Origin of the sequence: Pseudolysinimonas kribbensis, from assembly GCF_039531715.1 — a bacterium.
Lineage (GTDB): Bacteria > Actinomycetota > Actinomycetes > Actinomycetales > Microbacteriaceae > Pseudolysinimonas > Pseudolysinimonas kribbensis.
Genome location: NZ_BAAAQO010000004.1, coordinates 656,510 through 674,964, shown reverse-complemented (window position 1 = coordinate 674,964; position 18,455 = coordinate 656,510). Strand labels below are relative to the sequence as shown.

Genomic DNA, 18,455 nt, shown 5'->3' with positions numbered 1-18,455 from the left:
GACCCTAACGATCGGGGGCTGGATGCCGGCCCCCTACCCCCGGGCGTCGCGCTTCTGCGCGAGCAGCGCACGCTGCACGGTGGCCAGGTTCTCGACGATGAGCCGACGCAGCGCCGGGATCTCATCGTTCTCGCTCAGCCACTCCTCGGTCGCGTCGACGAGCGCCTGCGATGCGAGCGGCGCGGGGTAGAAGCCGTCGACGATGTACTCCGCGATCTTGTAGGTGCGGTTGCGCCACACGCCCTCGAGCATCTCGAAGTAGGGCGCGACGAGCGATTCGAGCGCCACGGGGTCGTTCACGTGCTGGTAGCCCAGCCCCATGTTGCGCAGGATCGTGTTCGGGATCGAGCCGTCGCGCGATCCGGTCTCGAAGGCTCTGCGCTTCGCGGCGGCGGTCGGGATGGCGGCCCGTACGCGCGCGGCGGCCTGCTGCCCGTTGGCCGTGTTGTCGCTCTCCAGTCGCGCGGCGATCTCCTCCTCGCCGGCCCCGCCCGCGAGCACGAGGCCCTCGAGCAGCTCCCAGCCGAGGTCGTCGTCGATCTCGAGCCCCGGCAGGGCCGTCGAGCCGTCGAGCAGGCCGCGGAGGCTGCCGGCGTGGGCCGCGCTCGACGCGGCGTTGGCGAAGAACTTGACGAACTGGAACTGCGCGTCCGACCCTGCCTCGGCGCCCTGCGCGAGCGCCCACAGGGCGTCGCCGATGCGATCGATCGTCGCCGGGCGCTTGGCCGGGGCCACGTAGATCCGGGCGGCCGTGAGCAGCTGGGTCAGGGTGAGGCGCAGCGTCGTCGACTCGGTCTCGGGCGCGATGTGCGCGAGCACCAGGTCGACGTAGGCGCTCGCCGGGATCTCGGCGTCGCGGGCGGCATCCCACACCGCTCCCCACACCAGCGCGCGGGCGAGCGGGGACTCGATGTCGGACAGGCGCGCCAGCGCGGTCGCGTGGCTGCGGTCGTCCATGCGGATCTTCGCGTAGGCGAGGTCGTCGTCGTTGAGCAGCACGAGGTCCGGCCGGGCGCGGCCCACCAGATCGGCGACCTCGGTCGATGCCACGGCGTCGAGGTCGAGCTCGAGCCGGTGCGTGCGCACGAGCCTGCCGTCGCGCTCGTCGTAGAACCCGACGGCGAGGCGGTGCGGGCGCAGGTCGGGGTGATCGGCGGGCGCCTCCTGCAGGATGCGGAACGCGGTGATCGTGCCCTCGCCGTCGGTCTCGATCTCGGGACGCAGCGTGTTGACGCCGGCCGTCTCCAGCCAGAGCTTCGCCCACGAGGCGAGGTCGCGGCCGCTCGTGGTCTCGAGCTCGGCCAGCAGGTCGGTCAGCTCGGTGTTGCCGTACTCGTGCTTCGCGAAGTACGCGCCGACGCCCGCGAAGAACGCGTCGATCCCGACCCACGCGGCGAGCTGCTTCAGCACCGACCCGCCCTTGGCGTAGGTGATGCCGTCGAAGTTGACCTGCACGTCCTCGAGGTCGTTGATCGTGGCGACGATGGGGTGGGTCGAGGGCAGCTGATCCTGCCGGTACGCCCAGCTCTTCTCCATGGCCTGGAACGTGGTCCAGGCCTCGGTCCACTCGGTCGCCTCGGCGGTCGCGATGGTCGACGCCCATTCGGCGAACGACTCGTTCAGCCACAGGTCGTTCCACCACTTCATGGTCACGAGGTCGCCGAACCACATGTGCGCGAGCTCGTGCAGGATCGTGACGACCCGACGCTCCTTGATCGCGTCGGTCACCTTCGATCGGAAGACGTAGGTCTCGGTGAAGGTCACCGCGCCGGCGTTCTCCATCGCGCCCGCGTTGAACTCGGGCACCCAGAGCTGGTCGTACTTGGCGAAGGGGTACGGGTAGCCGAACTTCTCCTCGTAGTAGGCGAAGCCCTTCTTGGTGATGTCGAAGATGTAGTCGGCATCCATGTGGGGCGCCAGCGACTTGCGCACGTACACGCCGAGCGGGATCGTGCGGCCGCTGGAGCTCGTCAGCTCATCGTGCATCGATGCGTACGGCCCGGCGACGATCGCGGTGATGTAGCTCGAGATGCGCGGCGTCGGCTCGAACTCCCAGGTGGCGGCGCCGTCACCCGCGGGGGTCGGATCCGGGGTGGGGGAGTTGGACACGACGGTCCAGTTCTCGGGGGCGGTGATCGTGAACCGGAACGTCGCCTTGAGGTCCGGCTGCTCGAAGACCGCGTACACGCGGCGGCTGTCGGGGACCTCGAACTGGCTGTAGAGGTAGACCTCGCCGTCGACGGGATCGACGAAGCGGTGCAGGCCCTCGCCCGTGTTCGTGTAGAGGAAGTCGGCGTCGACGACGAGCTCGTTGTGCTCCTGCAGGCCGTCGAGGCGGATGCGCACTCCGTCGGCGGCATCCACGTCGATCGGGGCGCCGTTCAGGCGGATCGAGTGCACCGTGCGGGTGATCGCATCGAGGAAGGTCGAGGCTCCGGCGCGGGCCGAGAAGCGCACGGTCGTCGTCGACCGGAACGTCTCGGGGCCCGTCGTGAGGTCCAGGATGACGTCGTAGCTCTCGACGTCGACGAGCGCCTTGCGCTCCTGGGCTTCGACTCGGGTCAGGTTCTCTCCAGGCATCCCCCCAGCCTAGGCTTCGCGTTCCCGCCGCTGGATCCTCGAACCCAGAACGCTCAGGTCAGCGCGGGCTCGCGGGTGGCGGTCTCGATGGGCGCGGGCGCCGGATGCGGCGTGCGCCCGAGGAACGCCTCGGCGTCGTCGATGGCCGAGACGAGCATCGCCGCGAGGCGGTCGTCGGCATCGTCGACGCACGCCTGCGCGAGGCCGATCGCGGCCGCCCGCACGATCGCGTCGCAGCCGTGCCGCACGAGCTCGGAGGCCTGCACCTGCCAGACGGCCAGGTGCGCGGCGGCCCAGGCCGCGGCATCCGGCGTCTCGGCCAGAGCGTCCAGGGCGTCGTCGCGTGCGGCCGGCTCGTTGATGCCGTACACCGCGAGCGCCTCGAGGGCGGCGAGCACCGCGACGGCCAGGGCGCGCTGACGGTCCATGCTCGCGACGGGCAGGGCGCTCGTCGCGGCGCGGAGCGAGACGAGCAGTCCGAGCCGGGCGTCGTCGCCGCGCAGCCCGATCACGCGCGGGATGTGCGGCACGAGGTCGCCGCGGCGATCGTCGTGAATGGTGTCGTTGACCGCGCGCGCGAGGGCCGCGAGCGTCGGGTCGGTGCAGCGTGGGTGATCGCTCCAGCGCTCGCCGGCGAGGTACGAGGCGAACTCCATGAAACAGGCGCCCCGCCGGGGCGAACGGTGCCGGCCGGCCGACAGGGTCGGCATCAGGTCGGGGATGTCGGTTCGAGAACTCATGTCGACCTCGCTTCACGCGGTGTGCCTTCGATCATCCTCCCGTCGCCGCGGGCCGACAAGAGTGTCACAGGCGGCTGTTAGCGTCCGGGCCATGCCGAACCTCCCCGAGCAGGACCTCTTCCTCACCGCGGACGGCGCGCTCGCCGCGGTCATCGAGCGGCTCTCGCCCGGGCAGCTCGCCCTCCTGGCGCCGGCCGACTGGACGCGCCGGTTCGAGGACCCGACGCTCGGCCAGATCGTGCTCGTGCACGCGCACGACGAGGCGTTCGTGCCGGAGGTGCTGCGGGGCACGCCGCTCGACGAGATCGGCGATCGCTGGGAGCCCGTGCTCGCCTCCGACGATCCGATCGCCGCGTATCGCAGCGCGCACGCCGCCGCGACGGCGGCCGCATCCGCTCCGCTGGACGGAGCGCGCACCGTGCACTTCAGCTACGGCGACTATCCGCTCGCCGAGGCACTGACCCACCTCGCGATGTACCGCGGTTTCCAGTCGTGGCACATCGCGCGCCTGGCCGGGTTCGACGACACGATGTCGCCGGAACTCGTCGACGGTCTCGACCGCCATGTCATGCCGCACGCCGACGAGTGGCGGCAGTGGGGTGTCTTCCCGCCCGCGATCGAGCCGCCCGCCGGGGCGGACGCGCAGACCCGCCTGCTGTGCGCGGCCGGGTACTGGGCCGCCTGAACGACGTCCCGGCCGTTTCTCTAGGGTGAGGAGCATGCGCATCCACGTCGGAACCGACCACGCCGGCCTCGAGTTCAGTCGCGACCTCCAGCAGCACCTGCGCGACGCCGGGCACGAGGTCATCGACCATGGACCGCAGAGCTTCGACCCGCTCGACGACTACCCGAGCTTCTGCATCAACACCGCGCTCGCGGTCGTCCACGACCAGCGGTCGGGCGTGGACGCGCTCGGCGTGGTGTTCGGCGGCTCCGGCAACGGCGAGCAGATCGCCGCGAACAAGGTGCGGGGAGCCCGGGCCGCGCTGGTCTGGAATCACGACACGGCGCTGCTGGCCCGCCAGCACAACGACGCGAACCTCATCGCGATCGGCGCCCGGCAGCACACGGCCGAGGTCGCGCTCGCTCTCGTCGACGCGTTCATCGGCGAGCCGTTCAGCGGCGAGGAGCGGCACGCCCGCCGGATCGCGCAGCTGACCGAGTACGAGCTGACCGGCGGCATCGCGGGTCACGAGATCGACGTCTACTAGATCGACCCCATCCGGAAGAGCCAGCATGCCCGAGGGCCACAGCATCCACCGCATCGCGCGCCAGTTCGCGCGGCACTTCGAGAACGCGCCCGTCGCGGTGAGCTCGCCGCAGGGGCGGTTCGCGGCCGGTGCGGCGCAGCTCGACGGGCATGAGATCGTCGACGCGTTCGCCGTCGGCAAGCAGATGTTCCTGCAGTTCGATCATCAGCTCTTGTTGCGCGTGCATCTCGGGCTCTACGGCGCGTGGGACTTCGCGGGCGACATCACGGTCGACGCCACGACGTTCTCGGCCAACGGCCGGATGGGCCAGACCAACCAGCGCGGCACCGACCTCGCCGGGTACGAGGACTCGCCCTGGTCGATGGGCGCCCCCCGCCGCGCCCGGCTGCGGATGAGCGAGCAGGAGAAGCTCGAGGCCCCGGTCGACGGCGACTGGCCGCCGGAGCCGGTGGGCCAGGTGCGCGTGCGGCTGCTCACGCCGACCGCGGTCGCCGACCTGCGCGGCCCGACCGTGTGCGAGGTGGACACCCCGGAGCAGGCGCAGGCGCAGATCGACAAGCTGGGCCCGGATCCCCAGGTCGGCGACCCCGTCGCCAACGAGGAGCGCTTCGTCGCCGGAGTGCGCAAGCGCAACGTCGCGATCGCCCTGCTGCTCATGGATCAGGCCGTCGTCAGCGGGATCGGCAACGTCTACCGCGCGGAGCTGCTGTTCCGGGCGCGGCAGAACCCGTTCACGCCCGGCCGGGAGCTGCCCGAGGAGGTGGTGCGCGCCCTGTGGCACGACTGGGTGCACCTCATGTCCATCGGCGTCGAGACCGGCCAGATGCTCACCATGGACGACCTCAGCCCCGAGGATCTCGCCCGGGCCATGGCCAGTCGCGACGACCGGCACTGGGTGTACCACCGCACGGGCCTGCCCTGCCGGGTGTGCGGCACCCCGATCGCGATGCAGGAGCTGGGCGGCCGCAAGCTCTACTGGTGCCCGGTCGATCAGGCATGATGCTGCCATGAGGCAGACCCCCCGCTACGTCACCGCCGACGAGCAGGAGGTCAAGCGCCTGATCCGCGAGAACCCCTGGGCGACGTACGTGTCGTCGACCACGAACGGCATGGTCGCCTCGCACTACCCGACCCTTCTCGACGACGAGGCCGAGGGCATCGTGATCGTCACGCACTTCGGCCGGCCCGACGACGAGCTGCACGAGGTGGGCGAGCGCGAGATGCTCGTCATCGTCCAGGGTCCGCACGGGTACGTCTCGCCCGGGTGGTACGGGCCCGGCGACATCGTGCCGACCTGGAATCACGTCACCGCGCACCTCTACGGCGTGCCCGAAGTCCTCTCCGAGGAGGAGAACTTCCGGGTGCTGACTCGGCTCACCGACCACTTCGAGGGCCGGATGCCGCATCCGCACTCGCTCGCGGAGGATCCGGAGGGCACGCGCCGGCTCGCCCTCGGAACGGTGGGCCTGCGCCTGCGGGTCACCCGCTTCGACGCGCGGCTCAAGCTCAGTCAGAACAAGACGCCCGAGGTGCGCGACACGATCATGGACGGCCTGCGGGATGCCGGCGGTCCCTACGCCCAGCCGGCGCTCGCCGACGAGATGGAGCGCATCGAGCGGGCCGAGTAGCGCCCGCTCGGCGGCTACGCGGCCAGGTGGGCGAAGAGGAACCAGCGGTCCTTGTCGAGCCCGCGCGCGATCTCGATCGCGACATCCTGGCTCACCTGGTCGAGCTCGTTCAGCTCCTCGACCGCCGTGCGCACGGTCACGAGCGCGGCGTCGATCTGCGCGATGACCTGGGCGATCGTCTGGTCGGACTGCTGGAAGCCCTGCTCGAGCGCGGGCGTCGTGGTCTTCGCGGCGACCGTCTGGATGCGCGCGTCGACCGGCAGCCCCAGGGCGACGACCCGCTCCGCGGCGAGGTCGGCGTAGTCCTGCGCGTGCTGGACCACGAGGTCGAGCAGCTCGTGCACGGCCTGGAAGTTGGTGCCGCGCACGTGCCAGTGCGCCTGCTTGCCGTCGACGGCGAGCGCCTGCAGGTCGAGCACCACCGGGCTCAGGAACTGGGCGACGCCGGCGGCCACATCGGCGTCGACACCGGTCAGGGGAACGGACTTCACATCGGTCATGGAATGCCTCCTCGTCGGGTCAACCGTTTCGCAGCCCGCGGGATTCCGCAAGCAAGCTGAGGCTGCCCTTCGCGGCACCCGCGGACCGGTGCGGGGGTTGTCCCCACCCCCGATCCGGTCGTCGTCCGGATGCCGGGGCCGTCGCCGCCCCGCGAGCCTGGATGCATGCTCCGCCGACCCCGCGCCGTGCTCGCCTCGATCTCCGCTCTCGCCGCCCTGGGCATCGGGGTGGCCGTGCTGCTGGCCGGCTGCGGGTTCGTGAGCGCGCCGGTCTCCACGGTCGGCAGGGTCGACTTCGATCGCCCGCTCGCGATCCCGCCGCTGGCGACCCCGACGATCCGGCCGGACGGCACCAAGGTCTTCGACCTGGAAGCGCGCTCCGGCAGCTCCGCCTTCGGCGTCGGCCACCGCACGCCGACCCTCGGCTACGACGGCTCCTACTTCGGGCCCACCCTGCGCGCCTCGCGCGGCGACCGGGTCGAGGTGCGGTTCCACAACGGGCTCGCCCAGCCCACGACCGTGCACTGGCACGGGATGCATCTGCCGGCCGCCGACGACGGCGGCCCGCACCAGACGGTCGCCCCGGGAGGCGACTGGGACCCCCGCTGGAGGATCGACCAGCCCGCCGCGACGCTGTGGTACCACCCGCATCCGCACGGGCAGACCGCCGACCAGGTCGCGCGCGGGCTCGCCGGGTTCTTCCTGCTCGACGACCCCGCCGAACGCGCGCTTCCCCTGCCGCACGAGTACGGCGTGGACGACATCTCGATCGCCGTGCAGTACGTGCGGTTCCAGCCCGACGGCTCGTTCGCGACGGGCGACGACGACTTCACCGGCCGGCTCGGCGACCGGCTGCTCGTGGATGGCACGCTCGGCCCCTACCTCGACGTCACGACCGATGTCGTCCGGCTCCGCCTGCTCGATGCATCCCCGGCGCGCAGCTACCGGTTCGCGTTGGCCGACGACCGGCCGTTCTCGCTCATCGCGAGCGACGGCGGGCTGCTCGCGAAGCCGGTCAGCTCGCGCAGCGTGCAGCTGTCGCCGGGGGAGCGCGCCGAGATCCTGGTGCGGATGACGCCCGGCGAGCGGGTCGTGCTGCGCTCCGAGCCGCCGAGGCTCGGCGAGGTGCACGGGATGGGCGGCGCCGCGGACCGCTTCGACGTGCTGCAGCTGCGGGCCGCCGCCACCCTGCGGCATGCCGGCGACATCCCGGCGGCCCTCGTGCCGCTGCCGGCGATCGACACCAGCCGGGTGGCGGGGGAGCGCGTCTTCCACATGGACGGCACCTCCATCAACGACCGCAAGATGGCGATGGACCGCATCGATGCGGTCGTCAGGGTCGGCACGACCGAGATCTGGGATGTCGTCAACGACATGGGCGCCCCGCACAGCTTCCACGTGCACGACGTGCAGTTCCGGGTGCAGTCCATCGACGGTGCGCCGCCGCCGGCCGCGCTCGCCGGCTGGAAGGACACCGTCTACCTGCCGCCGGGGCAGCGGGTCCGGCTCGTGATCGCGTTCCAGGACTACGCCGACGCCGACCACCCGTACATGTTCCACTGCCACCTGCTGCGTCACGAGGACAGCGGGATGATGGGCCAGTTCCTCGTGGTGAGGCCGGGCCAGAAGGTGCCGGCGACATGGAAGCTCGACGATTCAGGAGCCCCCGATGACCACCACCACTGAGACGATGTCGGACATGACCACGCGCGAGGGCGGCGGCGCGATGCGGCGCTACGGACGGCTCTGGAGCGCCGTCCCGCGCGAGCTGCTCTACCTGTTCATCGCCTTCCCGCTCGCGAGCGTCGGCTTCGGCGTCACGCTCGGCCTGCTCAACGGCGGCATCGGCACGATCGTCACCTTCTTCATCGGCGTCATCCTGCTGATCGCGGGGCTCTACGTCGCCCGCGGTTTCGGCACCCTGGAACTCGCGCTGCTGCGCTTCGCGGGGATGCCGGAGATCCCGCGTCCCGACTGGCGCGACCCCCGGGCCCGCACGGGGTTCCTCGGATGGCTGCGCTCGGTGCTCGGCAACGGGCACTACTGGCTGCACCTGCTGTGGGCGGCGCTGGTCAACTTCATCGTGTCGACGGTCACGTTCTCGGTGATGGTCTCGTGGGTCGCCACGGCACTCGGCGGGACCAGCTACTGGTTCTGGTCGATCTTCCTGCCGCAGCGCGGACAGGACGTGTATCCGGCGCATTGGCTGCTCACGCACATCGGGCTCCTCCCGGCGGGGGTCGACCCCGAGGCGACCGACAAGGTCGCGTATCTCGTGGTCGGTCTGCTCTTCCTGGTGACCGCTCCGTTCGTGATCCGCGGGCTGGTCTGGGCGCACTGGGGGGTGGCTCGGGGGATGCTCGGGGCCTTCCGCAGCGACGGTCTGCGTCAGCAGGTCTCCGACCTCTCGGCGTCGCGCAGCGCGGCCGTCGCCGCGGAGGGCACCGCTCTCCGGCGGCTCGAGCGCGACATCCACGACGGCCCGCAGCAGCGGCTGGTCCGCATGCAGATGGACCTCGCCGCCGCCGACCGACAGCTCGACGCGGACCCGGAGCATGCGCGCCGGCTGATCGGCGAGGCGCTCACGCAGTCGAAGGAGGCGCTCGACGAGCTGCGTGCGCTGTCGCGCGGATTCGCCCCGCCGATCCTGCTCGACCGCGGACTGGTGGCCGCGCTGGAGTCGCTCGCCGCCCGGGGCGCGGTGCCGATCCGGTTCCATTCCAGCGTGCCGGCCGGCACGGAGCTGCCGCAGGAACTGGAGCGCAACGCGTACTTCATCGTCGCGGAGGCCGTCGCCAACGCGGCCAAGCACGCGTCGGCCACTCAGGTCGACCTGACCGTGGCTCTGCGCCGCGTTCCGGAGGCCGACCGGACCTGGCTCGACCTGACGGTCGCCGACGACGGCCGCGGGGGCGCCGCGGTGGAACCCGGTCACGGCCTCGCCAACCTGCGGGAGCGCGTGCTGGGCCTCGGCGGAGCGCTCGACATCACGAGCCCGGCGGGCGGCCCGACCGTGATCGCGGCGCACCTCCCCCTAGAGCGGGTCGAGTAGCGCGCGACGCGCTCGGTACGCTCGACGGGTGGGAGTGCGCGTCGTGGTCGCCGACGACTCGGTGCTGCTGCGCGAGGGTCTCGTGCGGGTGCTCGAGGAGGCGGGGCATGAGGTGATCGGCGCGTTCGGCGATGCCCACGCGCTGCTGGGCGCCGTGCCCGAGCTGCATCCCGACCTCGCCGTGCTCGACGTGCGCATGCCGCCCACCTTCCGCGACGAGGGTGTGCGCGCCGCGATCGAGCTCCGGCGGCGGGAGCCCGGCATCGGCATCCTGCTGCTCTCCCAGTACGTGGAGGTCGCCTATGCCCAGGAGTTGCTGGGCGCCGGGCAGGGCCGGGTCGGCTATCTGCTCAAAGACCGCGTGGCCTCGCTCGCCGAGCTCGACGACGCGATCTCGCGCATCGTGGGCGGCGGCACGGTGCTCGACCCGGAGGTCGTGGCGCAGCTCATCGGCCGGCGGCACGATCCGCTCGCCACCCTCACGCCGCGCGAGCGGGAGGTGCTGCAGCTCATGGCCGAGGGGCGCTCGAACGGTGCGATCGCGGAGGCCCTGTTCATCGGGGTCGGCGCGGTCGAGAAGAACGTGACCTCGATCTTCGGCAAGCTCGCCTTCGAGGACTCGGGCACCGACCACCGCCGCGTGCTCGCCGTGCTCGCCTGGCTGCAGGCGGCCGCCTGAGCTCTGCGGCCCGGCTGCCTAGGCCTGCTCGGCGATCGCGCGTGCGAGGCCGGGCAGCTGCGCGAGCGCGTCCTGCAACGCCTTCTGGAGCGGCCCGTCCATGAGCCGGAGCAGGCCGTGGGTCGGCGCGTCGAGCACGACCGTGACCCGCGAGCTCTCGCCCTCGTCGTCGACCCGCACGGTCGCGGTCATCCGGATGGGCGTGGCGGCGATGCGCATCGTCATCCCGGTCGGCGGGTCGACCCGCACGATCGTCAGGCGCCCGGATCGCAGGCTGCCGCCCACGTCGACCGCCGCCTCGTACTCGGCGCCCACCGTGCCCGCCGCTCCCGCCAGCAGCTCGACGCGCTGCACGGCGGGGATCCACGCGGTGATGTGATCGAGGTCGGTCAGGAATGCGTAGACCACCGGCCCCGGTCGGGGGACGGTGATCCGGTTCTCGGCGTACGCCATGGCACGACGGTATCGGGCCGGGGAGTCCGCTGAGAGGCCCGTGACGTCCGTTCGCGCGCACGCCACCCTGAGGGGCATGAGCGCGCAGGACGCGAATACGAAGGTGATCGAGCAGTTCCGCGCGGGCGGCGAGGTCGAGGGCATGCACCGCGACCGGCTGCTCCTGCTCACGACGACGGGACGGCGCAGCGGCGCACCGCGCACGACGCCGATGATGCGGCTGCACGTGCGCGGCACGAGCTACGTGGTCGCCTCGGCCAACGGCGCGGCCGATGACCCCGCCTGGCTGCGCGACCTCGAGGCGGACCCGCACGCGCACGTCGAGGAGGACGAGCGCGAGTACGACGCCACCGCCCGTGTGCTGCGCGGATCGGCGCGGTCGGCCGCGTGGTCGGCGATCGTGGAGCAGGCGCCCTTCTTCGCCGAGCACCAGGACCGGGTCGACCGCGAGATCCCGGTCGTCGAGCTCATCAACCGGAGCGGAGTCTGACAGAGGCCCGCGTCAGCAGTCCGGCTTCCCGTTTTCCACCCGGCAGAACTCGAGCGACCAGTTGTACTCGAGCGTCGAGAGGCTGCCGGCGCCCTCGGTCCTGCAGCTCATGGTGCCGCTGATCTCCAGCCGTTTTTTGGACTTGTCGAAGATGTCCGCGGTGGAGGGCATGCGCCCGCCAGAGACCTTCGGGCTCTGACAGCCGTCCATCGTCGGCGCAACGGGCGGGTCGGCGGGCTGCAGCTTCATCGTCCCGCAGTCCTTCCAGAGGCCGTAGATGTTGGGGACCTCGTCGGCGAGATACACGTGGCGCGCCTTCGGGATCGTCGCATCGAGTGTCGAGTTGTAGTCGCGCACGCCGCAGTCGGAGCTCTTCTTCGGGGGCGTACTGAGACCGCCGCTGCCGACGCACTCGGCGCTGATGTCTTGGACGTGACGAATGGGCTGCTCGCCGGACGAGGGCGAGACCTTCTCGGTCTTGTACGACACGGGAAGCCTGAACATGAACACCCCGTTGCCGCGGCCCGCGTCACGCAGCTGGAAGTCCTCGCCGCGAGCACCGAAGGTGACCGCCTCACCGGCGCCGACGCCCGTCCGATTGCTGAGGAGCTGCGCCGAGACATCGACGGTATCGGATGCGAAGGTCGCCGTTCCCTTGACGGAGCCCACGACCGTCATGTCCGGCCCGCATCCCGTGTACAGGACGTTGCCCGCGGCGCGCTCGGTCACCTCGCCCACGGCGGTGACCTGGAAGTCCGCATGGAGCTCCCAGTCGCGCACCGGCACCGGATACCGGAAGGTGATGAACTTCGACCGCGCGATCAGCTGCGGGATGAAGTTGAGGCCGAAGGTGCCCGCGGCGTCCGCCGCATCCCACGGCACCGACAGGATGTCGCCGAAGAAGTCCGAGCTCGCGAGATCGTTCAGGGCGCGGATGGTGACGGTCGTGTCGTCCGGGGTCGCCTGCGGGGGGAGGCGGTCGACCTGCGGTGCGCCCGACAGCTTGAAGGAGACCCTCCCGTCCTTGTCGGTCTGGTCGCTGTCCACCTTCTTGCTCTTGCCGGTCCCGTCGCCGATCCGGAGTATCGACGGGTCATCGGTCGTCAGCCGGACGTCCATGTCCGACGGAGGTTTGGGCGACGTGCCTGGTAGCTCGATCCCCGCGAAGCCCAGGAGCAGGTTGAGGCACGCGCGGGCGGTTTCCCACTTGCCGGCGTCGAACGTGTAGGTGATGTTGAGGTCGCGCACCTCCCCGGGGTGCGTCTCCTTCGTGCGCACGAGGGGGGCGTTCGGCATGTCGAAGCTCGCCCGAAGCGACGTGGCCTTGGCGTAGAGCGACGCGGCCGCAAGCAGCACTCGTGCGATGCCGATGAAGCGACCCCCGGTGAAGATCTTCTGCTCATTGTTCCCCGCCGCTTCCTTGGCCGCGTCGGAGAAGTGCTCGACGAGCCCGTCGAAGACGAACTGCGAGTGCGTCTTCTGGGTCTGGTCGAGGATCCGGGTGCCCCAGGGGTTCTTGTCGTAGCTCACGCAATCGCGATGGGCGGTCCGGGGGGCGCTGTACGCGGCCGGGTCGATCACGGCGGCTCCCGCATCCGGAACGGTCCGATAGCCCGAGGTCGCCACGTCTCCCCTCCTGCTGCTCGCGACCTCGACCTCGACCGCCAGCCGGCGCATGACCAGCTCCGTCTGCGCCCAGTCGAGCACGGCGTCCGCGACGGGAACCTGCTTGGCTCCCGAGACGAGACCCGGACCCATCGCCTGGTACACCACGCCGAAGTCGTGGTCGGCAGGGGAGTACAGCGCCTTGTAGAGCAGGTTCGCGAGGTCGTTCTTCGACAGCTGGAACGTCGTGCTCCAGGAGTCGGCGAGGTCCGTGAGGCGGATGCCGCCGGGGGAGGCCGAGAGCATCGAGTGCAGGCGCAGCTCGGCGTCGCTGGTGAGCCATCCTGAGCCGGTGTCGCCGTGCAGGGAGACCGGCTTGCCGTCGGCTCCCGCCACCGCGATGCCGGCGGTCACGAGCAGCGACTCCCACGCGGCGACCGCCGTCTTGCCGCCCCTCCGGGTCTCGGCCGCGAGCTTGTCGACGGCGGCAGCCTGAGCCTTCGTCGCGGCCTGGGCGCCGGTGAAGGCCGCCGAGTAGACGCCGAGCGCACGGTTGTATGCCTGCATCGCGGCCGGCGTCTGATCGGTCGGGACCTGCGGGTAGGGCGGCAGGTGAGGCGACTCGGGCATCGGAACGGGCGCGGGAAGCGCTCCCGCGTAGAGGGAGGTGTCGGCGGCGGCGCCGGCCTCCTGGTTGCTCGGCGGACCGGACGGCACGCAGCCCGACAGCAGCAGCGCCCCGATCGCGACGGCCGCGACGGCTGCCGACCCGGGCTTGCGCAGGCGGGAGAGTCGGCCGAGGATCCCGGATGGGCGGACGTGCGGTTTCGACATGCGGTTCCCCTTCGCTGCGGCGCGCAGCCAACATATGGGGACGGGCGACCGCTGTCATCGGCCGAACGGACTAGGCCAGACGACCGACACGGGCCCGCCGTCGCCGGGCCGCCTCAGGCTGAGCAGGCTCTGGCAATCCGGGGGTAGACCGGGTGAGCGCACTCGTTCGCCTGTCTAGCTTTTCGGTAGCTGCTCAGTGCTGCACGGCCGGCCACCCCGGCGTATCCCCCGCGTCGGGGTGGTCCTGCGCGGCAGAGCCTTGCCAAGATCGTCGGATGAACAGGGACGAGATCCGCGCCGAGCTCGGCCAGCCGGGCGCGCGCGACCTCCTGCGTGATGCCCCGCTGCTCCGCCTGGCGTACCTCGGCGACGACGGCACCCCGCGGGTGATCCCGATCGGCTTCGTCTGGACGGGCGAGCAGCTCGTGATCTGCACGTCCACCGTCGCGCCGAAGGGCCGCGCCCTGCGCGAGCGGCAGCACGCGGCGGTCACGATCGACACCGGTGCGACACCCGCCGACGCCCGGTCCCTGCTGATCCGGGGCACCGCCGCCGTGGAGACGGTCGACGGCATCCCGCCGGAGTACCTCGACGCGGCGGCCAAGACCATCCCGCCCGAGGCGCTGGCCGGCTTCGAGCAGGCGGTTCGGGGCATGTACGAGCAGATGGTGCGCATCGCCATCACCCCCGAATGGGCGCGTTACTACGACTTCGGGGCGGGACGACTGCCGCCGTCGCTGCAGACGCTGGCGGACGAGGCCACGCGACGCGGCTGAGCTCTACGCGGTTGCACCCGACGGGTTCTCCGGGGGAGTCCCGGACGGCTCCGTGGTGGGTTCCTTGCTCGGGTCATCGATCGGCTCGCCGGTGGTGGGGTCGCTCATGAGGCACCTGCTCTCGTCGGTGGAGGTCCAGCGTGCACGCCGTCGGGCCGCGCGGCCGAGTGGTCACGGCGATCCGGAGCCGACGCGCAGGCTCTCGAGCGGGTGCCCGGCCGTGCCGATGGGCCTACCGTGTCGGCATGAAGAGCATCGTGAGCACGCCGGACGCGCCCGCCTCGCCGCTGTACAGCCAGGGAGTGGCGGCGGGTCCCTTCCTCTTCGTGTCGGGGATGACCGGGATCGAGGTGACCACGGGGCTGGCGGGCCGCGGCATCCGGGAGCAGACGACGCAGGCACTGAGCAACTGCGTGGCGATCCTCGAGGCGGGTGGCGCGTCGGTCGATGCGATCGTGCAGGTCACCGTGCTTCTCGCGCGGCCCGAGGACTTCGCCGGGATGAACGAGGCCTACGCCGCGTTCTTCGGACCGCAGCCGCCGGCGCGGGCGGTGGCCAAGCTCGGCGTCGAGCTGCCGAACATCCTAATCTCCATCATGATGACGGCCTACCGGGAGCCGAACTCCGGAGAGGGGCGGACGGGAATCGAACCCGCGTAATCAGTTTGGAAGCCGCTCCTCAAACTGTTTCCGCTGCTTGCCGCCGTCGACCGACTCCGACCGCGCTGAGCCGCCGTGCCCAGTGATTTCGGGGCTTCTCGGGCCGTTCGGCGCTCGACACTCGGTCGCCTTCGGTCAACCTCGGATCGTCTCGGCGGAGCGTGGTCGCCCTCTTTTTCGCCCTCTCGCGCCCGCCCGAACCCGACCAGCGCCACCAGTCTTACGCCCGCCCAAGAGAGTGCACTTTGCGACAAAATGGGCGCATGAGCGGCTACGGATTTGTCCCAACGCGCGAGCAGATGGAAGCGTCGATGCGCTCGCAGCGCGACGGCGATATCCGGCGCGCTGCGGCGGCGGCACAAGAGACGAGCGAGTCGCTTGAGCAGGTGATTGAAGCGCTCAACGCCAGTCTGGAAGTGGCGCGCAACGCGAAGGCCGACGCCGACCGCGCGCAGCGCCTAAGCACTGGCATCGCCATTGCCTCTCTCGCCGTCGCTGTCGGTTCCCTGGCTATCGCCGTCGCGGCGCTAGTGGTCACGGGAGTGTCGTAGTCGCGTCTCGCTGCCTAGGCGTCTGGGTAGCAGGACCAAGTCCATGCCAACTCGTTGTAGTTGATCGCCCTGTCGCCGACCTTGGCGACCATCGTTAGTGAGTCGCCGTCCATGTTCGCGGGAAGGATGGCGCCAAGCACATCGTACAACTGCTCCTCACCAATGCCTGTTTGCGGCGGGATAGTGAACACGATCCAGCCTTGTTCGGCCTCGCCGTCGTCGAAGACCTCTAGGTCGACGACGATCAGCATCGACCCTTCTTTGCCGTCCTTAAGTCCCAGTGTGCGATTTACTTCGACACCGGGCTCCGACCGCGCCTCTTCGTAGAGTGCCAATCCGAGCTCGGTCAGTGCATCGATCTGCGCTGCGGTGCTGAGCGTTTCTAGCAGCTCGTAGTCGTCGGCGGTCGGCAGCAGTTCGCCGCGCCCGTCTAGGCGCTCGAAGTCGTTGAACACGTCGCGGTCTTCGCCCTTGGCGTGTGTCGGACCATAGCCGATGAGCCAACAGACGTTCTTGTCAGCGTCGAAGATCGTCACCGCTCGCCCGCGGTTGATGTGAAGCGTCTTCACAGATCCGTGGCTCGGTCCCATGCGAAGCGCTGGCTCACCCACGTCGGGCGCGCCAGATCGCTTCCCAACGAACGTTTGCAGCGCCTCGTGTTCTGCGCAGTAGTGGCGCGCGTCACGGGACGCGTGCGCTACATCCAGCCCTAGGTCGTCACGAAGACAGCGCTGGGTTACGCGCAGACGTGGGAGCTGGCTCACTCAGCTTGCGCGAAGTGCCGCCGCCGCAGCCTCTGCCCGAGCGCGACGGTCAGCCACCTGCTGTGCTTCGCGTTCGGCCGACTTCATGCCGCGTCGCTTGGCGATCTGCTCGCGCACGTACTCGTCGCTTCGAGAACGAACAACCTCAAGAACCTCAGCGGGAGCGATCGCGCGGGCGGCGCGGACAGCAACGGGACGAGCGAGGGTCGCGGGTGCCATGCCTTTCAGACTAACTGAGTTTGTAGTCCGGGTGATACATCTGCGGATAACAGTCTTCTTGGCACTCAATCTTGTGGATCTCCTTGTCGGGAACGTCAATTTCCGGACTCCCAGAAGCGCAACTCATCGAGTCGGTCGCAGAGTCGAACACGGAGCCACTTGCGCGTCGTTCCTGAGCAGGGCGTGTCGAGCCAGACCTCGATGAGGTCGCGGCGGTCGAGTTCTTCGAGAAGATGCCAGCCGCGGGCGGCGTGGATGAGCCCGAATGGGTGGCCGGTGAAGAACACGGCGTGCAGGTTGCGGGCGACGGTGTGCACGCTCATGCGGTCGAGCACGCCGCGCGCCTCGTAGACGCGGAGCCGTGCGACGGCCTCGCGCAGTAGTCCGGCACCCTCGACAGGCGGGCGGAGAGTGATGCGGGCCGTGGCACGCTCGATGGTGCTCAGTAGTCGGGTGGTCTTCGCCGCCTCGCTGCTGATGGTGGCCGGCTCGTGTCGCGTGCCGGGTTGCAGAGCGCGCTCGTGGTAGTCATAGAGCGCCGCGCTCGGCGGGGCGAGTAGCCTTCGGTCGTCAACGTGAGTCATTTGCGTTGCCTCTCTTTCAGTGGGTTGTTCGGTTGAAGACCCGCCGCCGACGACATGGCTCGAACGGCGGCGGCGGGTCAGCCTTACTGGACCCGAATCCCTGGCTTGAGGGTCGGGTACTTCTGCACGAGTGCGAGCCATGTCCCGTAGACGTCGCTCAGCCGCCCGGCGTGCCACTGCGCGGTGCGCTCAGCCACATTCAGCGAGTCCGCCAGTGCTTCGGCCTGAGCGCGCACGCGGTTGAACTCGCGCAGCAGGTCGCGGGTCACGTTGCCGTCCTCGGCAGCGGCGCGGAACCGCGAGTTCAGGTCGGCCACCGCTGCTACCGCTTCGTTTGCGAGCCGGTCGCCCTTGTCGGCGTCCGCCCGCGCTGAGGCGACGACGCCGCGCTCGTACTCTGCGACCCGGTCGAAGACCTCGCGGTCCACGCGCTGGACGTTCTCGCGCTCCTGGGCGGTGTTGTCGTACTTGAGGTGCCGCGCCGCGATCCGCGTGTCATGCGGGTTGAGGATGGTCATCGGAGACCTCGATCCGTGCTGGCGTTGAGGGCTTCGCGGAGTCGGGTGCGGTTCGCCTCGCGGCGCTCCTGCTCGTCCAGCGCCGCGACGAGGGCTTCTTCGGTGGCGGCGATCTCGTCGCGCAGCCCGCGGGCGGTCTGTCCCCAGTGCGCGGCACGGGTCGCCATCTGCTGGCTGATCGAGGATGCCGCGTGGTGCTCGGGGTAGGGCGGCAGGTCGGCGTTCGGCGGTGGTGCCGCCCTCCGCTGCATGCTGCTCATGGTCATGGGGTGTCCTTTCTCTGGGATGCGAGGCCGGGGCCTGCGGTCGGGGCAAGGGTGATGAGTTCGGGGTGCTCGGGCGTGAGCGCCCCGTGTGCGGCGAGGTACTGTGCAAGCGCCGCACGGACGAGGCTCGCCTTGGCGACCCCGGTCGCGAGGACGAGTTCGTTCAGCGCCCGGTCAAGGTCGGCGGTGATCTTCGCGTCCAGACGCACGAGGTCACCCGGCTTGCGGCCCGGTCTGCCCTGAGAACCGTTCTCAACTGTCATACGAGCAATTGAACCCGGTTTGGCAGTCGCCCCGCTTGAAATGCCCCTATTCGCAATCTCCATGCCGTTATGGAGATATGAAA

At 70.3% G+C, this 18,455-nt stretch carries 22 protein-coding genes; 11 read left to right on the top strand and 11 right to left on the bottom strand.

The genetic code is table 11. The annotated features are described in order from the left end of the window. Positions 1–33 precede the first annotated feature (33 nt). Both pepN and ABD285_RS13890 read right to left on the bottom strand, forming a co-directional pair. On the bottom strand, positions 34–2,580 hold the full coding sequence (gene pepN / locus ABD285_RS13895; protein ID WP_284255012.1) for an aminopeptidase N: 2,547 nt from the start codon (positions 2,578–2,580) through the stop codon (positions 34–36). 53 nt (positions 2,581–2,633) lie between these two features. Further along, entirely contained in the window at positions 2,634–3,320 is a 687-nt protein-coding gene (locus ABD285_RS13890) for a hypothetical protein (protein WP_284255013.1), read from the bottom strand. Positions 3,321–3,411: 91 nt separating this feature from the next. On the opposite strand from ABD285_RS13890, the gene ABD285_RS13885 reads away from it, so the two are divergent. The 4 genes from ABD285_RS13885 to ABD285_RS13870 are packed head-to-tail and all read left to right on the top strand — an operon-like array spanning position 3,412 to position 6,159. Beyond that, positions 3,412–4,005, top strand: a complete 594-nt coding sequence (locus ABD285_RS13885) for a hypothetical protein (protein WP_284255014.1) — start codon at positions 3,412–3,414, stop codon at positions 4,003–4,005. A gap of 34 nt (positions 4,006–4,039) precedes the next feature. After that, entirely contained in the window at positions 4,040–4,531 is a 492-nt protein-coding gene (locus ABD285_RS13880) for a ribose-5-phosphate isomerase (RefSeq protein WP_344203070.1), read from the top strand. A gap of 25 nt (positions 4,532–4,556) precedes the next feature. Beyond that, positions 4,557–5,531 (top strand): Fpg/Nei family DNA glycosylase, encoded by a 975-nt coding sequence (locus ABD285_RS13875; protein ID WP_344203068.1) that lies wholly within the window; start codon positions 4,557–4,559, stop codon positions 5,529–5,531. Between the two features lie 7 nt (positions 5,532–5,538). Continuing rightward, positions 5,539–6,159 carry an FMN-binding negative transcriptional regulator gene (locus ABD285_RS13870; RefSeq protein ID WP_344203066.1) on the top strand — a complete coding sequence of 207 codons (621 nt, stop codon included), beginning with the start codon at positions 5,539–5,541 and terminating at the stop codon, positions 6,157–6,159. A gap of 14 nt (positions 6,160–6,173) precedes the next feature. On the opposite strand, the gene ABD285_RS13865 is transcribed toward ABD285_RS13870, so the two are convergent. Continuing rightward, the gene (locus tag ABD285_RS13865) at positions 6,174–6,659 is read right to left on the bottom strand and encodes a Dps family protein (protein WP_284255015.1); all 486 of its coding nucleotides are present in this window, start codon (positions 6,657–6,659) and stop codon (positions 6,174–6,176) included. A 165-nt stretch (positions 6,660–6,824) separates the two neighbouring features. Between ABD285_RS13865 and ABD285_RS13860 the strand changes: the two genes are divergently transcribed. From ABD285_RS13860 to ABD285_RS13850, 3 genes are read left to right on the top strand one after another with little or no spacing between them, the layout of a single operon-like run. Next, the gene (locus tag ABD285_RS13860) at positions 6,825–8,345 is read left to right on the top strand and encodes a multicopper oxidase family protein (protein WP_344203063.1); all 1,521 of its coding nucleotides are present in this window, start codon (positions 6,825–6,827) and stop codon (positions 8,343–8,345) included. Next, the gene (locus tag ABD285_RS13855; RefSeq protein ID WP_344203061.1) at positions 8,329–9,711 is read left to right on the top strand and encodes a sensor histidine kinase; all 1,383 of its coding nucleotides are present in this window, start codon (positions 8,329–8,331) and stop codon (positions 9,709–9,711) included. Before ABD285_RS13860 ends, ABD285_RS13855 begins: the two co-directional genes overlap by 17 nt. A gap of 34 nt (positions 9,712–9,745) precedes the next feature. Continuing rightward, positions 9,746–10,390 (top strand): response regulator transcription factor, encoded by a 645-nt coding sequence (locus tag ABD285_RS13850; protein ID WP_284255736.1) that lies wholly within the window; start codon positions 9,746–9,748, stop codon positions 10,388–10,390. Positions 10,391–10,408: 18 nt separating this feature from the next. Here the strand turns inward: ABD285_RS13850 and ABD285_RS13845 are convergent, their stop codons facing one another. Next, positions 10,409–10,843, bottom strand: coding sequence for an SRPBCC family protein (locus tag ABD285_RS13845; protein ID WP_284255019.1), 435 nt, complete (start codon positions 10,841–10,843; stop codon positions 10,409–10,411). A gap of 76 nt (positions 10,844–10,919) precedes the next feature. On the opposite strand from ABD285_RS13845, the gene ABD285_RS13840 reads away from it, so the two are divergent. After that, positions 10,920–11,333, top strand: coding sequence for a nitroreductase/quinone reductase family protein (locus ABD285_RS13840; protein WP_284255020.1), 414 nt, complete (start codon positions 10,920–10,922; stop codon positions 11,331–11,333). Between the two features lie 12 nt (positions 11,334–11,345). Here the strand turns inward: ABD285_RS13840 and ABD285_RS13835 are convergent, their stop codons facing one another. Further along, a complete protein-coding gene (locus ABD285_RS13835; RefSeq protein ID WP_344203058.1) occupies positions 11,346–13,772 on the bottom strand; it encodes a hypothetical protein in 2,427 nt (808 codons plus the stop codon). A gap of 275 nt (positions 13,773–14,047) precedes the next feature. Here ABD285_RS13835 and ABD285_RS13830 point away from each other — a divergent pair, with 275 nt between their 5' ends. From ABD285_RS13830 to ABD285_RS13820, 3 genes are all read left to right on the top strand, one after another. Then, the gene (locus ABD285_RS13830) at positions 14,048–14,548 is read left to right on the top strand and encodes a pyridoxamine 5'-phosphate oxidase family protein (protein WP_284255024.1); all 501 of its coding nucleotides are present in this window, start codon (positions 14,048–14,050) and stop codon (positions 14,546–14,548) included. 245 nt (positions 14,549–14,793) lie between these two features. Next, positions 14,794–15,207, top strand: a complete 414-nt coding sequence (locus ABD285_RS13825; RefSeq protein ID WP_284255025.1) for a RidA family protein — start codon at positions 14,794–14,796, stop codon at positions 15,205–15,207. Positions 15,208–15,470: 263 nt separating this feature from the next. Next, positions 15,471–15,758: a hypothetical protein gene (locus ABD285_RS13820; protein ID WP_284255026.1), complete on the top strand. Its 288-nt coding sequence runs from the start codon at positions 15,471–15,473 to the stop codon at positions 15,756–15,758. Positions 15,759–15,772: 14 nt separating this feature from the next. Here the strand turns inward: ABD285_RS13820 and ABD285_RS13815 are convergent, their stop codons facing one another. The 6 genes from ABD285_RS13815 to ABD285_RS13790 all read right to left on the bottom strand — a co-directional run bounded on the left by ABD285_RS13815 (position 15,773) and on the right by ABD285_RS13790 (position 18,372). Continuing rightward, a complete protein-coding gene (locus tag ABD285_RS13815; protein ID WP_344203055.1) occupies positions 15,773–16,327 on the bottom strand; it encodes a hypothetical protein in 555 nt (184 codons plus the stop codon). 195 nt (positions 16,328–16,522) lie between these two features. Next, on the bottom strand, positions 16,523–16,741 hold the full coding sequence (locus ABD285_RS13810; RefSeq protein ID WP_344203053.1) for a hypothetical protein: 219 nt from the start codon (positions 16,739–16,741) through the stop codon (positions 16,523–16,525). A gap of 95 nt (positions 16,742–16,836) precedes the next feature. Further along, positions 16,837–17,325 carry a hypothetical protein gene (locus ABD285_RS13805; RefSeq protein ID WP_284255028.1) on the bottom strand — a complete coding sequence of 163 codons (489 nt, stop codon included), beginning with the start codon at positions 17,323–17,325 and terminating at the stop codon, positions 16,837–16,839. A gap of 83 nt (positions 17,326–17,408) precedes the next feature. Continuing rightward, a complete protein-coding gene (locus ABD285_RS13800) occupies positions 17,409–17,843 on the bottom strand; it encodes a hypothetical protein (protein ID WP_284255029.1) in 435 nt (144 codons plus the stop codon). Next, positions 17,840–18,109 (bottom strand): hypothetical protein, encoded by a 270-nt coding sequence (locus ABD285_RS13795; protein ID WP_284255030.1) that lies wholly within the window; start codon positions 18,107–18,109, stop codon positions 17,840–17,842. The genes ABD285_RS13800 and ABD285_RS13795 overlap by 4 nt, the downstream gene beginning before the upstream one ends. Continuing rightward, the gene (locus tag ABD285_RS13790) at positions 18,106–18,372 is read right to left on the bottom strand and encodes a ribbon-helix-helix domain-containing protein (RefSeq protein ID WP_344203051.1); all 267 of its coding nucleotides are present in this window, start codon (positions 18,370–18,372) and stop codon (positions 18,106–18,108) included. The genes ABD285_RS13795 and ABD285_RS13790 overlap by 4 nt, the downstream gene beginning before the upstream one ends. Positions 18,373–18,455 lie beyond the last annotated feature (83 nt).